Origin of the sequence: Winogradskyella immobilis, from assembly GCF_021887715.1 — a bacterium.
Lineage (GTDB): Bacteria > Bacteroidota > Bacteroidia > Flavobacteriales > Flavobacteriaceae > Winogradskyella > Winogradskyella immobilis.
Map to the genome: position 1 here is coordinate 1 of NZ_JAIQXX010000011.1, position 16,434 is coordinate 16,434.

Here is a 16,434-nt window from a genome sequence, read left to right on the forward strand (position 1 = left end):
ACCTTTCCGAACAGAGAAGTTAAGCCCGTTTGCGCCGATGGTACTACTATTGTGGAAGAGTAGGTCGCCGCCTTTTTTGAAAGTCCTAATTACAATCGTGATTAGGACTTTTTTTCGTTTATGGCTTTTTTTGTTTTAGGAAGATTTTCTTTTGCCAAACATACTATCCATAATTGTACGAATACCCTTGAAACCAAAATATACAGCAGCACTACATATTAATATAGATATAATTAATAGAGGAATAAATAAAGGCTTTTCCTTGTTAGATAATGAAATATAAAATAGAGTTGGTCCCGCAAACATTAATAACAGGCAAATACCCATTGTTTGAAGACCTTTATTTAAAATATCCCTATCTGTTTTTTTAGTTTCCATTTTTATAATGTTTTAATGCTTTACGAACATTACCGTACTTGTTTAATAATGTTGATGCTTCTTCTTTAGAGATATTTAATTGATCTACGAGCATCTGTGTACCACGATTTACTAACTTATTATTACTCAATTGCATGTCTACCATTTTATTGCCTTTCACTTTTCCTAATTGAACCATACTAGACGTGGTTATCATATTTAGTATTAGTTTTTGCGCAGTACCAGCTTTCATGCGAGAACTGCCTGTGACGAATTCTGGACCAACAATAGCTTCAATAGGAAATTGGGCTGCGTGACTTAATGGACTATTATTATTACAAGTAATACAACCTGTAATGATATTATTTGTGTTACATAATTTTAATGCATGAACCACATAAGGAGTTGTCCCTGATGCAGCTATACCAATTACAATGTCTTTTTTAGTTATGTTATACGATTTTAAATCTTGCCAGCCTTGAGTTGTTGAATCTTCTGCAAATTCTACAGCTTTTCTAATTGCAGTATCTCCACCAGCTATAAGGCCTATCACTAGACTATGAGAAACACCAAATGTAGGAGGACATTCGGATGCATCTAGGATACCCAAACGACCACTTGTGCCAGCTCCTAAATAAAATAATCGGCCTCCTTGTTTTAATTTTAAGATTACTTGTTGGGTTAGAGCTTCTATTTGTGGTAATGCTTTTTCCACAGCTAAAGGAACGGATTTATCTTCATTATTAATATTGGTTAATAATTCTGATAGCGACATGTTTTCAAGATTATTATAATGAGAATCTTGTTCTGTAGTTTTGATAAAATCCATAAATCAAAAATAGTAAATTTTGTTTGCGTTAGCGATGGAAGTGACATCCTTTTATAATACTAAATTCTTAGTATTGTAAAAGATATAACGGACAGCGCGATCAAGGTTTAAAAACCTTGAAACGCCCAAATTATGTTATTGAATTGTATAAAGGACTTCGTCAGCTTCAGAAAGTCTGAAATACCCAAAAGGGAAATTATCTGGATTGGTTTGATTGATACAATTGCCTCTAATGGTGGCTGGTTGTGTTTCAAAAGGACCACCACTATCGTCACTTCCTTGTAGTAAGAGAATAAACATAAAGTCGAAAAATCGCTGAGAAACCCCATAACTTCTGATGGTTACAAGATCTCCTTGTTCTAAACCTTCTTCTGAGTAAAAACCAAAAATTTCATTGCCATCGTTAAATCTATCATCATAAACCTCTAAAGTTGGCACTTGTGAAATCGGATCGAAAAACTCAAAGAAGTAAAAGTTTTCTATGTTAGCAGGATCTGTATAGAAGGCTTTTAATTCTATATCGTCACCTAGAAATCCTCCATCATCTTTTTGTTCAATACGTTCTATAGGTACTACGGATTTTAAGGTTTCTGTGGCTGTATATATTTCTTCATTATAGATAATGATTAAATTGTAAATGGCTTCTATTACAGGAATAAAATTAGAATTTCTGTAAATACCTGTGGATTCTTCTTCGATAAAATTAAAAGTATTGCCATCGGTATCCGTTATGGTTACTGTAGCTCCATTTGCAGGCGGAACAACGTCATCAAAAAATGGTGCTGTTAATGATAGTTTTATACTTTGCTCATTTCCTGCTGTATTTCTAAACCAATTTATAGAGGCGTCTATTACTAAACGTGGCTCTGCTTCGTTAAGTTCAATTTCTATAACATCTTCGCAGGTTGTGAAAAGTAAAAAAGTTGCTAAAAGTAAGATCCCTTTTTTCATGGTTTAAAACTTAAAATTATATGCTATTGATGGTACAATACCAAAAATAGCAAGTCTATTTGCCTCATTAACTCCTGTAGTTCGGTTTTCTCTAAAAGTAATGGATGTGGCATTTTTACGATTGTATATGTTATATACACTAAATACCCATTCTCCTTTTATCTTTTTATCGGCTTTATATTTTGGAGTATAATTTAAAGAAAAGTCAAGACGATGGTATGCAGGTAGTCGACTAGAATTACGTGCTTCAAAAACAGGAACTGTTAATCCATTAAACTGAAATTGTCCGTTAGGAAATGTAGCTGGTTGACCTGTTTGGAACAAAAAGTTTGACGATAATTTCCACCTATCGGTAAATTCATAGTTTCCTGTTAAACTTATATCGTGTGTTTTATCAAAAGCAGTTCTATACCATTCACCATTATTTATACCAGTTTCTAGAGGTGTTCTTCCTGGTGTACGCTGTTCTGATCTTGATAGCGTATAGGCTAACCAACCTTTAAATTTACCTTCGTTTTTACGTAATAATATTTCTAGTCCGTAGGCTCTAGCTTCTCCATTTAATATGACTTGCTCTATAGCATTATTAGCAATTAAATCTGCGCCGTCTATATAATCTATTCTATTCTGAATTTTTTTATAAAAACTTTCTACCTCTAAAGAGAAAAGGTTGTCTTTAAATGTTTTGAAATAGCCTATAGCAACTTGATCTAACAGTTGTGGTTTTATAAAGCTTCCACTAGGCGACCACACATCTAAAGGTGTTGGCGAACTGGTATTAGATAATAAATGTAAATATTGACTTAGGCGATTATAGCTCGCTTTTACAGAAGATGTCTCGTTTAATTGATACGCTAATGCTAATCTAGGTTCTATATTAGAAAACGATTCTATAACATCACTTCTGCTAAAAGATTCAGTACCTATAGGATCTGCTTTCTCATAGATTTGGAGTTGGTTATTAAATATTACGGGATTATCATCTTCATAAACATTTAATTCGTCTTGCCCTAAACGATGAAATGTACTAAAACGCGTTCCGTAAGAGACAGAAAGACGATCATTTAGCTTATGTTCTGCGTCTATATATATAGCATTTTCAAAAGCAAATTTATCGGTAAGCTTAAAAGGATTAATACCAGATTCTGGAACCGTTGGGTTGATTTCTCCTGGATTGAATTTATAATAGATGCTATTTAAACCATATTCAAGCTTAAAGTTATTATTGATATAGTGTTTTAGATCGTACTTAATATTAAAATTTGTGATGCCAGACGTCCAATCGAATTGCACAAAATTTAGTCTTAAATCATAATCGTAATCCGAATAAATCAATGATAAATTAGAGAAGAGTTTATCTGAAAACAAGTGATTCCATCTAAAATTAAGTACAGAATTACCATATCCGTTTTCAAAGCTATCAGCAATTTCAAAAACATCTCTACCAAAATAACCTGATAAATAAATATTGTTATTTTCATTTAGACGGTAGCTTAATTTGGTGTTTAGATCGTAAAAAAAAGCAATATTATCAATATCGAAAATAGGTAAAAATAAATGCGCATAACTGCTTCGGCCTCCAACAAGAAATGACCCTTTTTCTTTTTTTATTGGACCTTCAAACAAAAGTCTACTTGATACTAAACCAATACCTCCATTAGCATGAAAAGCTTCATTATTTCCTTCTTTTTGATAAATATCTAATACAGAAGATACGCGACCACCATATTTTGCTGGGATTCCGCCTTTATATAATTTAATATCTTTTATAGCATCTGGATTAAATACTGAGAAAAAACCAAATAAATGCGAAGAATTAAAAATGGTAGCTTCGTCTAATAAGATTAAATTCTGATCTGCTGATCCACCGCGTACATTAAAACCTGAAGAACCTTCACCAGCATTTGTAACACCAGGTAAAAGAGTTATAGATTTTATAACATCGACTTCTCCCAAAACCACAGGTAATTGTTTAATAGTTTTAATAGATAAACTATTAATACTCATTTGTGGTCGTTTAATGTTTAATTTTTCTACATCTTCTTTAATTACAACTTCATCTAAACTTTCTGCAGATTCTGTAAGTTTATAGTTTATTGTTTTATTTGAAGTAAGTTCAATAGTCTCTGTAATAGTTTTATAACCGAGATAACTAATTTGAATGGTATATGTACCTTCATCTAAAGTAATTGAGTAGAAACCATACTCATTAGTTACAGTTCCTGTCCCTAAATTAGGAATTATAATATTAACACCAATTAATGTTTCAGTTGTTTTAGCATCAGTAACGCGCCCACTTAGGGTGAATTTATTTTGAGCTAAAACTGAAGTATAGATACATAGAAATGTAATAAAAAATCCGAGTAGATTTTTTTTCATTAACATCTTTTTTTAGTAGAACTCATTTATATTGTTTTTATTTTTATATGAATGAGTTCTTTAAAAAAAAGCTTCATTTTTATATGAAGCTTTTTTTGAACTATGAATTTAATATTGAATTTAATAGATTACTTGGTCGCATGGCTTTAGATACCAAATCTTCATCTGGATAATAATAACCATTGATATTTACTGCAGTAGCTTGAATGTTATTTAGTTCGTTTACTATATTTTCTTCATTAGATGCTAATGCTTCATAAATAGGTTTAAATTCAGCACTTAAATCACTGTTTTTATTTTGATTAGCTAATGCTTCAGACCAGTATAATGCAATATAAAAGTGACTTCCACGGTTATCTATTTCATTAACTCGGCGTGAAGGTCCTTTTTTGTTTTCTAATAATTTTTCAGTAGCATCATCTAGAGTTTCTCCAAGAATTCTTGCTTTTTCATTATTTGTAAAATCTGCATAATGCTCAAGAGAAACAGCTAATGCTAAAAATTCGCCTAAAGAATCCCAACGTAAATGGTTCTCTTCAATAAACTGTTGCACATGCTTTGGTGCCGATCCGCCAGCTCCAGTTTCAAATAAGCCACCGCCATTCATAAGTGGTACTATAGATAACATTTTTGCACTAGTCCCTAATTCTAAAATAGGAAATAAATCCGTCAGATAATCACGTAATACATTTCCTGTTACAGAAATAGTATCGTTTCCATCTTTAATACGCTCTAAAGTAAACGCTGTTGCTTTAATAGGAGATAAAATTCTAATATCTAAACCAGATGTATCATGGTTTGGTAAATATGCATTCACTTTTTTAATAAGTTCAGCATCGTGAGAACGATTTTCATCTAACCAAAATACAGCAGGTGTTTGTGAAGCTCTAGCACGAGTTACGGCTAACTTAACCCAATCTTGAATAGGAGCATCTTTAACTTGGCACATTCTCCAAATATCTCCAGCCTCTACATTATGACTTATCAATACATTTTCTGAAGCATCTACAACTTCTACTGTTCCGTTAGTTGCAATTTCAAATGTTTTGTCGTGAGAACCATATTCTTCAGCTTTTTGAGCCATTAAACCCACATTAGGGACAGTACCCATTGTTGTAGGATCGAAAGCTCCATGTGTTTTACAAAAATCTATAGTTGCGGTATATATACCAGCATAACTACTATCTGGTATTACGGCTTTAGTATCTTGTTGTTTGCCTTCAGCATTCCACATTTGTCCAGAAGTACGAATCATTGCAGGCATAGAAGCATCAATAATAACATCACTTGGCACATGAAGATTTGTTATACCTTTATCTGAATTGACCATGGCTAAATCTGGACCATTCTCTAATGCAGTAGCAATATCTGCTTCAATTTCTTGACGTTTAGATAGTGGTAAATCTTCTAAGCGTTCTAAAAGGTTACCAAAACCATTATTTACATCTACACCGATTTCATCAAATGTAGTGCTATGTTTTTCAAATAAAGATTTAAAGTACGTTTTAACCGCATGACCAAAAATAATTGGATCAGAAACCTTCATCATCGTTGCTTTCATGTGTAAAGATAGGAGTATACCTTGAGCTTTAGCATCTTTAATTTCACGATCTAAAAATGCTAATAGGTGAGATTTACTCATTACAGTAGCATCAATAATTTCACCTTTTAAAAGTGATAGATTATCTTTTAAAACTGTTTTAGAACCATTAGTAGCAGTATGCGTAATTTGTACAGATGTAGCTTCTGTAAGAGTTACCGATTTTTCGTTATGTGCAAAATCACCTTCGCTCATAGTTGCTACATGCGTCTTAGAATGCGAAGACCATGCACCCATACTATGCGGGTTTTTTCTAGCATAATTTTTAACAGCTTTTGGTGCACGACGATCAGAGTTTCCTTCTCTAAGTACAGGATTTACGGCAGAACCTTTAATTTTGTTATAGCGTAATTTTATTGTTTTTTCTTCATCGTTTTCTGGCTCGTCAGGATAATCTGGTATTGCGTAACCTTTAGCTTGTAATTCTTCAATAGCTGTTTTTAATTGAGGTACAGAAGCACTAATATTAGGTAATTTAACAATATTAGCTTCGGGCTTTTTAGCAAGTTCACCTAGTTCTGCTAAAGCATCATTAACTTTTTGGTTGTCGTTTAAAAAATCAGGGAAAGCCGCTAAAATTCTAGCAGCTAAAGAAATGTCTTTAGTTTCTATGTTTATACCTGATGATTTTGTAAATACTTGAACAATAGGTAAGAGCGAACGCGTTGCTAATGCTGGTGCTTCGTCTGTTTTTGTGTAAAATATAGTAGAAGAGTTTGCCATATAATTTGCGATGTTTTTTGAAATAAAAGTGCAGGAATTATGCACCATGCAAATATACAAAAAAGATAAGGTACAAATGAGAATACTAAGTTAGAGAATAAAAATTAAGATATAATTACTATAAGTTTAAGGGTAGTTAGCTTATAAGATTTTCTACTAGAGAATAGACTTATGGTTTTATTGAAAACAAAAAGCCATATCATACAGTAAACTGCATTGACATGGCTTTTTTGAAACAGTGTTACGTGACCTATTTAGCTTCCACTAAAATGGTAGAAAGGAATAAACCTTCATCCTTTTCAGTTCAAGTACTTTCTGTTTCATCGAAACAATTCGTAATTTTCAAAATGTATTGAGCTATTACTACTATGTTTCATAAGATTTTTTCTTGATGTATTTTTATTTATCTTCTCGTTTGCACGTTAAATACGTCTAAAATACATTGCTCTTCTTTTTCGTATTTCCTTTCGGTAGTACTACTTTTTCAGAACTTTCGGTTTAATCTTTTAGTACCTACCTTAGCTTGTACTTTTTCATAAACGTCATGGCGTTTCACTAACACTTGCCTACACAAGCCGATTCACAACCTCAAAAAAATCTCATTATATAAAGAACGTTACTTTATAACAATTTAACATAAATTTAAAATTAAATTTAAAACCAAACGCTGTTTGTTGTTAATTGTTCAGCTAATTTATAATAAGATTGCAAAATTCCAAATATATAGAGTATTTAGATATGCACATTTTATAAACCATGTTTATTAACAATGGTTAATAACGAAAAAAGCCTTGAACAACATAATGTTCAAGGCTTTTAAGTCTATATAGAAGTTTAGATTATTTTCTAACTTCTTTAATTCTTGCTTTTTTACCAGTAAGACCTCTAAAGTAATAGATACGTGCTCTACGTACTTTTCCACGTTTGTTAACTTCAATTTTTTGAAGCGCAGGTAAATTTACAGGGAAGATACGTTCTACACCAATAGTACCTGACATTTTACGAATGGTAAACGTTTCAGTAGTTCCACTACCTTTACGTTGTAATACTACACCTTTAAAAAACTGAGTACGTGTTTTATTTCCTTCTTTAATCTCGTAATATACAGTGATGGTATCACCAGCACTAAATTCAGGAAAATCTTTACTAGTTACAAATTCGTCTTGTACAAATTTTACTAAAGAATTCATTTTCTTTTATTTATAATAGTTCATCTAAACCAACATTCACGATTCTCGCCAGAGGTTAATCTAAAATTGGGTGCAAAGATAGTTAATTTATTCAAAAACCAAATATAAAACCCTAAATTCCAAAATAAAGTAATTCTAACTATTGGAATTTGATTTTTTTGTATTGGAATTTCTTGAAGCTTATTCTTCAAGTAGATCTGGTCGTCTTTCTTTAGTGCGTTTATAGGCTTGTTCTTCTCTCCATTGTTCTATTTTTCCAAAATTACCACTGAATAGTACTTCAGGGACTTTCATACCATCATATTCTCGTGGTCTTGTATATATTGGTGGAGCCAATAAATTATCTTGAAAACTATCCGTTAGGGCAGAAGTCTCATTACCCAAAACACCAGGTATTAATCGTATTACAGCATCACAAAGTACAGCGGCACCTAATTCTCCGCCAGATAACACATAGTCGCCAATAGAAATTTCGCGTGTAATAAATTTATCGCGCACACGCTGATCTACACCTTTATAATGTCCACATAGAATTATAATGTTCTCTTTTAAAGAGATTTGATTGGCAATACTTTGATTGAGACGTTCTCCATCTGGTGTCATATATATAATATCACCATAATGGCGTTCAGCTTGCAGGCCAGTAATACATTTGTCGATAGGCTCTATAAGCATTACCATACCAGCACCTCCACCAAATTGATAATCGTCCACAGATTTATAATTATCTGTAGTGTAATCTCTTAAATTATGAAAATGTACTTCTACCAAATTAGCATCTATAGCACGTTTTAATATAGAAGCTTCAAAAGGGCTTTTTAAGAGTTCTGGTAATACGGTAATAATATCGATACGCATGATGCAAAGATGCAAAAAAATAGTGTAGAATTAAAGGTGACAATTTTAATATAAAAGAGGATTTTTAATAAGATCTATGACGCGTTTAAATATATTAAAACCACTTGTTTATAGCTACTTATGTTTATTTTTTGTATATTTAAAATATGGATATACTTAATGAACATATAGATATCATTCTTTTAATCGCTGCTGTTGCTGTGGGAATGTCTTTAGTTAGCTATTTAACTAAGGATAGTAGGAACTTTAGAAGCCGAAGAAATAAAAAAGCAAGAAAGCAGTTTTAGTTGTCTAAAAGGAACTTTAACTTTTTTTCTCAGCCTTTATATAAAAAACATTTACGCTTTATGCTTATTAATTTCGTCTTGTAATTGTCTACGTACTTTTTGTTCGCGTTCTAATGCGTTACGACGATGGTCTTCAAATTCTGTCTCTACTTCCGCTAATTTATGTTTTGCTTCTTTTGTAGAGCTATTGCTAGTATTAAATCGATAAATGAAAAACAGTAATAAAGCAAAAAGGCCACCGATAATACTCCACATTAATATATTATAATTGGCTTTACTCATTTGTAAACCAAACAATGCCATATTATCCTTTTCTTGGTTAGTTGTTGTTAATGTCTCATTAGTAGTATTAAGATTTGCCTTTAAATCTTTAATTTCTTTAGCTTGTGTTTCTACAATAGATTTTGTGTCTTCTAAGTTTTTATTTATAGATTTTAGACTGTCTAAAGTACTTGCTTTAAGTTCTGTTAGCCAATGGTATTCTACATTTTTGTATACTTTGTTATTGCCTCTATACGTGTAAGATTTACTGATAACATATTCAAACTGATGATCTAAAGAGCCTTCATTACGTTTTAACTGTGGTTGTTGAGTAGTTTCAGTCTGCGCATTTGTATGTTGAAAATTTACAAATAAAAGAAAGGCTAAAAGCGTTTTAACTAAGAATTTCATCTTAAAAATGGTTTAGGTCAATTAGTTATAGTTTTATTTTAAAACTAATTTAGAGTTAGTTTTAGTATATAAATTTTATAAAGGCAAGATACTAATTTAATTAGCACAATGACTTATAATTAAACAAATAGCCTTACAATTTTGTAAGGCTATTGATATACGTTTTATTTTTTATTTTGGATTAGACCAAAGTTTAATAATACGAATAACGTCTTACCTTAGATACGTATTTAGCCAAACGAATCACTTGATGACTGTAACCATACTCATTATCGTACCATATATATAACACTACATTCTTACCATCAGCTCTTACAATAGTTGCTTTACTATCATAAATTGCGGGAGCAGAACTACCAACGATATCGCTAGATACAAGTTCGTCGCTCATTTCGTATTTAATTTGCTCTACAAGGTTACCTTCTAAAGCATATTTTTTCATAATAGTATTAATACTTTCAACCGAAGTCTCTTTATCTAACTCTAAATTTAATATAGCTAAAGATCCATTTGGTACAGGAACTCTAATTGCATTAGAGGTTAACTTTCCTTCTAAAGATGGTAATGCTTTACTTACTGCTTTACCAGCTCCAGTTTCTGTAATAACCATATTTAATGCAGCAGCACGACCACGTCTGTATTTTTTATGAAAATTATCTACTAAATTTTGATCGTTGGTATACGCATGTATCGTTTCTAAATGCCCGGATTTAACCCCAAAAGAATCTTCTATAGCTTTTAATATTGGAGTAATAGCATTAGTTGTACAAGAAGCCGCAGAGAAAATATCGATGTTGTCAGGGTCATTTTCTAAATGATTTACCCCATGTACAATATTTGGAACTCCTTTACCTGGAGCTGTTAACAATACTTTACTTGCACCTTTTGGTACCAAATGTCTACTTAAAGCTTCCTTGTCTCTAAATACACCTGTATTATCTATAATTAAAGCATCATTGATGCCATGAGCGGTATAATCTATATCTTCAGGATTATTTGCCGAAATGATTTTTACAGTCGTTCCGTTAATAATTAAAGCTTCATTTTCTATATCTGTAGTTACTGTACCAGGAAAATCGCCATGTACAGAATCGTTGCGTAAAAGTGAAGCACGTTTTTCTAAAACGGTTTGATCTAGTTTGCCTCGAGTAACAATAGCTCTTAAACGCATTTGGTTGCCCTTGCCAGTTCTAGTCATTAATTCTCTTGCGACTAAACGACCAATACGTCCAAAACCATAAAGCACAACGTCTTTAGGGCTTATCCCATTATTATCTTCGGCATCCATAAGTTTATTAGACACAAAAGCGATAGCATTGCTGTATTTTTGGTCCTCTAAATGATACTCGTAAGTTAATTTTCCGATATCTAATTTTGCAGGAGGTAAATCGAGCTGATTGATTGCTTTAGCAATTTCTACTGAATCGAAAATTGAAATTGGCTTTTGTACAAACTCGCCAGCATATTCATGCAGATTAAGAATTTCACTAACATTTCTATCGATTAATTGATTTCTAAAAATCACTAGCTCAATAGATTTATCGTACCATAAATCGCTTACGATTTTAATAAATTCAACGGTAGCACGTCTACGGTCTGCTTGGAAAGCTAATTCCTTTTCATAAGTTTCATTAAAACTCATTGTGTTGTGTGTTTAAAATTTTGCGCAAAAATAATATATTTCAAACGTTTTCGAGATCGTTTTAACAAAAATAAAAACCCTTCAAGATAATTTATCTTGAAGGGTTTTTAATATAAATTTTTTTAAATGCCTATCTATCGAAGATAACCTCTTTCTTTTCAAGATTACGATTTATAAATTCTATCTTTTTAAGATTTTTAGTAAAATCAGAACCATATTTATTTTTAAGTACAGAAATATCATCGATTGATTTAATCTCCTTGTCATTTATGCCTGTTATTACATACCCGCTTGACATCCCAAGTTTTCTATATAACCATGCATTTTCTGTTTCAGTTACTATAACACCAGATTCTATATTATACTCTTTTTTAATCTCATTAGGGATATTTCTTAATTGCATATCCATGAAATCTATTATAACAACTTCACTTTTTGAAAGCGTAACAGGAATAACTTTGATCTCATCGTCTCTTAATACTTCAACATTAATAACATCATTAGGATTCTTTGTTTTTAGATACCCACTTAAATCAGAAAACTTAGAGATTTTAATATTATCTAAACGCTTGATAATATCACCTGTTAAAATGCCAGCTAAATCCGCTCCAGATTTTTCCTGAACCTCACTAACATAAAAACCTTCTGTAGCAGTAATTTTTAACTGCTCAGCTGCTTCACTATTTAAGGCGCCTCCAACAACTCCTAAAATACCATTTTGCACATCACCAAATTCCATAATGTCTTCCACAATTTTACGCGCAATATTACTCGGAACAGCAAAAGAATAACCAACATATGTACCTGTTCTAGAAGTGATAGCTGTATTAATACCAACGAGTTCGCCATTGGTGTTTACTAAAGCACCACCAGAATTCCCAGGATTTACAGCAGCATCGGTTTGAATAAATGATTGTCCACCAGATAAATCTCTAGCTTTGGCGCTTATAATACCTGCAGTAACCGTAGAAGTTAAATTAAACGGATTACCAACAGCTAAGACCCATTCTCCAATTTGTGTGGTATCAGAATCTCCAAATGTTATAAAAGGTAAATTATCCTCGGCATCTATTTTTAATAAGGCAATATCTGTCTTTTCATCAGTACCAATTAATTCAGCTGTGTAAGCTTTATTGTCATTAAGAGTAATTGAAATTTCAGAAGCTCCTCTAATAACATGGTTATTTGTAATGATATGTCCATCTGGAGAGATAATAACACCAGAACCTGCTCCAACATCTTGTTTTCTCTCAGAAGGACGACCTCTAATTATGTCTTCAAAACTAGTATAACCTCTGCTAGTAGTAGTGTTTTTAACATGCACTACCGCGTCAATTGTTTTATTTGCAGCTTCAACCAAATTTGGGCGTTCTGTATTTGTTAATACTGTATTGGTATATGTTGTAGGAACATAATTTGGTAATTGAGGTTTTGCAATTTCTATTATAGGTTTGTTTTCTTCTTCTATAAAAAGTTTATAACCGCCTAAGGTTAATAAACCACCTAAGGCCGAAACACCTACTAATGTTAAAATCTTCTTCATAATTTTCAGTTTTAAGTTTAATTATTTAACGAATAAATTTAAATATTTATTGAATGTTAAAATGAACTTTAACGATGATTTAACACGTTATATTCAGAGGGATTATCCTTATATTTGCATCGCATATGACACAGACATTTTACAAATATCAAGGCACAGGAAACGACTTCGTTATTATAGATAATCGGTCGCTTAAATTTAATAAAGCTAACATAACACTTATTACTAAATTGTGTGATAGACGTTTTGGAATTGGCGCAGATGGTTTAATACTTTTAGAAAACCACGATACGGCAGATTTTAAGATGGTTTACTTTAATGCAGATGGTAAAGAAAGTAGCATGTGTGGTAACGGAGGTCGTTGTATTACAGCATTCGCAAAGTTTTTAGGAATCGTTTCTAATACCGCTACTTTTGAAGCTATTGACGGAATGCATATTGCTGAGATTGAAGGAGACTTAGTTAAACTTCAAATGAAAGATGTATCAACGATAGAAAATCATCAAACACATTTATTTTTAGATACAGGATCACCCCATCATGTTCAGATGGTTTCAGATCTTGAAGCTTTAGATGTAAAACATAATGGTTCAACAATTAGGCATGGTCATCCATACAATGAAGCCGGATCTAATGTTAATTTTGTAAATAAAATATCGGATACTGAGTTTGGAGTCCGTACTTATGAACGTGGTGTAGAAGACGAAACATTCTCTTGTGGTACAGGTGTTACTGCGGTAGCGTTGGCAATGCATAATAGTGGACAAACCACTGCAGAAACCATTACACTGCAAACTCCTGGCGGTGAGTTAAAAGTCAATTATCTGCCTTCAGAAAATGGCTATACTTCAATTTGGTTAATTGGTCCTGCTAAGCAAGTATTTAAAGGTGATGTTCCATGCTAACACTTAAAGGTGATCATATTTATTTACGTGCTTTAGAACCTGAAGATTTAGATTTTATCTATAAAATTGAGAATGATGAAGAGATTTGGGAATTGAGTCATACACAAACACCATATTCAAAATTTTTAATTAAGCAATATTTAGATAATGCTCAAAAAGACATTTATGAAGCTAAACAATTACGTTTAGTAATTTCTAGTTATAAAAATGAAGCGATAGGCCTTATAGATATTTTTGATTTCGATTTTAAAAACAAACGTGCAGGCATAGGTGTATTGATTCAATCCGATGCTGATAGAGGTAAAGGTTATGGAAAAGACGCTTTATCACTTTTAGTTAACTATTGTTTTTTACAGTTGAACTTACATCAGTTATATTGTAATATAGCAGAGACTAATTCAGTAAGCTTGTCATTATTTGAAAACGAAGGTTTTGAAGTTGTGGGTTTAAAGAAGGAATGGAATTTTGATGGAAAAGACTATACAAATGAATACGTTTTGCAATTGATTAATTCATAATTATGTATATAAAAAAAATACTTTGGGCAATTGCCTTAATAGGATTAGTAATAGCAGGCTTTATTGCTAATTACATATATGGTGCAATGTTTAGCTCAAATACAGCATTTGAAGAAGATTATAAATATATTTTTATTTCTAATGAGGCTAATTATAATGATGTCCGTTTGCAATTAGAACCTTTATTAGAAGATATAAGTGACTTTGATGCTTTAGCAAAACAGAAAAAATATGTATCTAATGTTAGGCCTGGAAAGTATAAGATTACTAAGGGTATGAATAATAATGATATCATTAATAGTATACGAAGTGGTAACGTTCCTGTTAAACTTGCATTTAATAATCAAAACAGTTTAGAGAGTTTAGCCGGTCGAGTTGCTATACAAATAGACGCAGATAGCATAGCATTATTAGAAGCGATGACTGATTCAGAATTTTTATCTAAAAAAGGATTTAATAAAGCTACAGCATTAGGTATGTACTTACCTAATAGTTATGAGTTGTTTTGGAACACAACGCCTAAAGTTTTTGTAGAACGAATGCATAAAGAATACAATCGTTTTTGGAATGCAGGTCGTCTAGCCAAAGCCAAAGCACTTAATTATTCTCCAGATCAAGTAATGGCATTAGCTTCGATTGTATATGAAGAATCTAAACAAAAAACAGAACAACCACGAGTAGCTGGTGTATATATTAATCGCTTAAAACGAAGGATTCCATTACAAGCTGACCCAACGATAAAATTTGCAGCGTATCAATTGCCTCAATACAAAAACACTATAATTCGTCGTGTGTTGAATGTGCATAAGGACATTGATTCTCCATATAACACATATAAAAACGCAGGTTTGCCACCCGGATTAATAACTATGCCAGATCTATCTGCGATAGATGCCGTATTAAATTATGAAAAGCACCAGTATATCTATTTTGCTGCAGACCCTAAACGTATCGGGTTTCACCGTTTTGCAAAAACTTTAAGTCAACATAATATTAATGCTAGAAATTACCATCGCTATTTAGATCAACAAGGTATTAGAAAATAGAATTTGAGAATCATATTTCTTTATATAAGTTTTGGCTTAGTTGTAGCATCTGGCTTACAAGCACAATCCAAACTCAATACATTTTTAACTCCTAGCGATACTTTAAATAAACCAAGACGAAATACTATAGTTATTGCAGAAGCATCTATAGCAGCAGTAACACTAGTTGGTTTAGATCAGTTATGGTATGCTGATTTTGAGCGTTCTAGTTTTCAATTTAATAATGATAATAGCGACTGGTTACAAATTGATAAATATGGGCATGTTTTTTCATCGTACCAATTAGGTCGTTTAGGAGCCAATACACTCAATTGGGCAGGAGTTTCAAAAAAAGATCAACTTTTATATGGTTCTACATTAGGATTAGGGTTTTTAACTGCTGTTGAGGTTTTTGATGGATTTTCTGCAGAATGGGGATTTTCATGGGGAGATATGTTAGCTAACGTATCGGGTACAGCATTATATGTTGGTCAAGAGTTATTATGGGATGAACAACGGATATCATTAAAATATTCATTTAATAGAACTGAATTTGCAAGTCAAAACCCAAGTATACTAGGAGATGGTTTAACTGAAGAATTTTTGAAAGATTATAACGGGCAAACCTATTGGTTAAGTTTTAATGTTAATTCATTTTTTAAAACTGAATTTTTACCAGATTGGTTAAATATAGCAGCAGGATTTGGTGGTGAAGGATTGCTTTCATCAAACAGAGATAATGAAGATTTTCCCAATCAAAACCCGTATCGGCAATATTACTTAAGTTTTGACATAGATTTAACCCGAATAAAAACAAATTCTCACATCTTAAAATCGATATTTAGCGTTTTTAATACGATTAAAGTACCTATGCCGACCTTGGAGTACAACGGTAAAAATGGCTTTAGGCTGCATTATATCTACTTTTAGGCGACTTTTGTCGAAGGGTTGTCAA

General features: G+C 32.1%; 14 protein-coding genes. 4 read left to right on the forward strand and 10 right to left on the reverse strand.

Going from position 1 to position 16,434, the window contains the following annotated elements; translation table 11 throughout:
- Positions 1-135: 135 nt before the first annotated feature.
- The 10 genes from K8Z87_RS09195 to K8Z87_RS09240 form a co-directional block, all read right to left on the reverse strand.
- A complete protein-coding gene (locus tag K8Z87_RS09195) occupies positions 136-378 on the reverse strand; it encodes a DUF6095 family protein (protein WP_227477206.1) in 243 nt (80 codons plus the stop codon).
- Positions 368-1,186: an N-acetylmuramic acid 6-phosphate etherase gene (gene murQ, locus K8Z87_RS09200; RefSeq protein ID WP_227477207.1), complete on the reverse strand. Its 819-nt coding sequence runs from the start codon at positions 1,184-1,186 to the stop codon at positions 368-370. The genes K8Z87_RS09195 and murQ overlap by 11 nt, the downstream gene beginning before the upstream one ends.
- A 135-nt stretch (positions 1,187-1,321) precedes the next feature.
- Positions 1,322-2,137, reverse strand: a complete 816-nt coding sequence (locus K8Z87_RS09205) for a DUF4249 domain-containing protein (protein ID WP_227477208.1) — start codon at positions 2,135-2,137, stop codon at positions 1,322-1,324.
- A gap of 3 nt (positions 2,138-2,140) precedes the next feature.
- Positions 2,141-4,516, reverse strand: coding sequence for a TonB-dependent receptor (locus tag K8Z87_RS09210; RefSeq protein WP_227477209.1), 2,376 nt, complete (start codon positions 4,514-4,516; stop codon positions 2,141-2,143).
- A 100-nt stretch (positions 4,517-4,616) separates the two neighbouring features.
- Positions 4,617-6,839: an NADP-dependent isocitrate dehydrogenase gene (locus tag K8Z87_RS09215; protein ID WP_227477210.1), complete on the reverse strand. Its 2,223-nt coding sequence runs from the start codon at positions 6,837-6,839 to the stop codon at positions 4,617-4,619.
- Positions 6,840-7,678: 839 nt separating this feature from the next.
- A complete protein-coding gene (gene rplS / locus K8Z87_RS09220; RefSeq protein WP_227477211.1) occupies positions 7,679-8,029 on the reverse strand; it encodes a 50S ribosomal protein L19 in 351 nt (116 codons plus the stop codon).
- Positions 8,030-8,209: 180 nt separating this feature from the next.
- Entirely contained in the window at positions 8,210-8,887 is a 678-nt protein-coding gene (gene trmD / locus K8Z87_RS09225) for a tRNA (guanosine(37)-N1)-methyltransferase TrmD (RefSeq protein ID WP_227477212.1), read from the reverse strand.
- A 338-nt stretch (positions 8,888-9,225) separates the two neighbouring features.
- Positions 9,226-9,846: a tRNA (guanine-N1)-methyltransferase gene (locus K8Z87_RS09230; protein ID WP_227477213.1), complete on the reverse strand. Its 621-nt coding sequence runs from the start codon at positions 9,844-9,846 to the stop codon at positions 9,226-9,228.
- Between the two features lie 193 nt (positions 9,847-10,039).
- The gene (locus tag K8Z87_RS09235) at positions 10,040-11,488 is read right to left on the reverse strand and encodes a glyceraldehyde-3-phosphate dehydrogenase (RefSeq protein WP_227477214.1); all 1,449 of its coding nucleotides are present in this window, start codon (positions 11,486-11,488) and stop codon (positions 10,040-10,042) included.
- 130 nt (positions 11,489-11,618) lie between these two features.
- On the reverse strand, positions 11,619-13,031 hold the full coding sequence (locus K8Z87_RS09240) for a trypsin-like peptidase domain-containing protein (RefSeq protein ID WP_227477215.1): 1,413 nt from the start codon (positions 13,029-13,031) through the stop codon (positions 11,619-11,621).
- Between the two features lie 125 nt (positions 13,032-13,156).
- On the opposite strand from K8Z87_RS09240, the gene dapF reads away from it, so the two are divergent.
- From dapF to K8Z87_RS09260, 4 genes are read left to right on the forward strand one after another with little or no spacing between them, the layout of a single operon-like run.
- Positions 13,157-13,936, forward strand: a complete 780-nt coding sequence (gene dapF / locus K8Z87_RS09245) for a diaminopimelate epimerase (protein ID WP_227477216.1) — start codon at positions 13,157-13,159, stop codon at positions 13,934-13,936.
- Positions 13,930-14,454 carry a GNAT family N-acetyltransferase gene (locus K8Z87_RS09250; RefSeq protein WP_227477217.1) on the forward strand — a complete coding sequence of 175 codons (525 nt, stop codon included), beginning with the start codon at positions 13,930-13,932 and terminating at the stop codon, positions 14,452-14,454. Before dapF ends, K8Z87_RS09250 begins: the two co-directional genes overlap by 7 nt.
- Positions 14,455-14,456: 2 nt before the next feature.
- Positions 14,457-15,500, forward strand: a complete 1,044-nt coding sequence (gene mltG / locus K8Z87_RS09255; protein ID WP_227477218.1) for an endolytic transglycosylase MltG — start codon at positions 14,457-14,459, stop codon at positions 15,498-15,500.
- A 3-nt stretch (positions 15,501-15,503) separates the two neighbouring features.
- Entirely contained in the window at positions 15,504-16,409 is a 906-nt protein-coding gene (locus K8Z87_RS09260) for a DUF2279 domain-containing protein (RefSeq protein ID WP_227477219.1), read from the forward strand.
- The last annotated feature ends 25 nt before the right edge of the window (positions 16,410-16,434 follow it).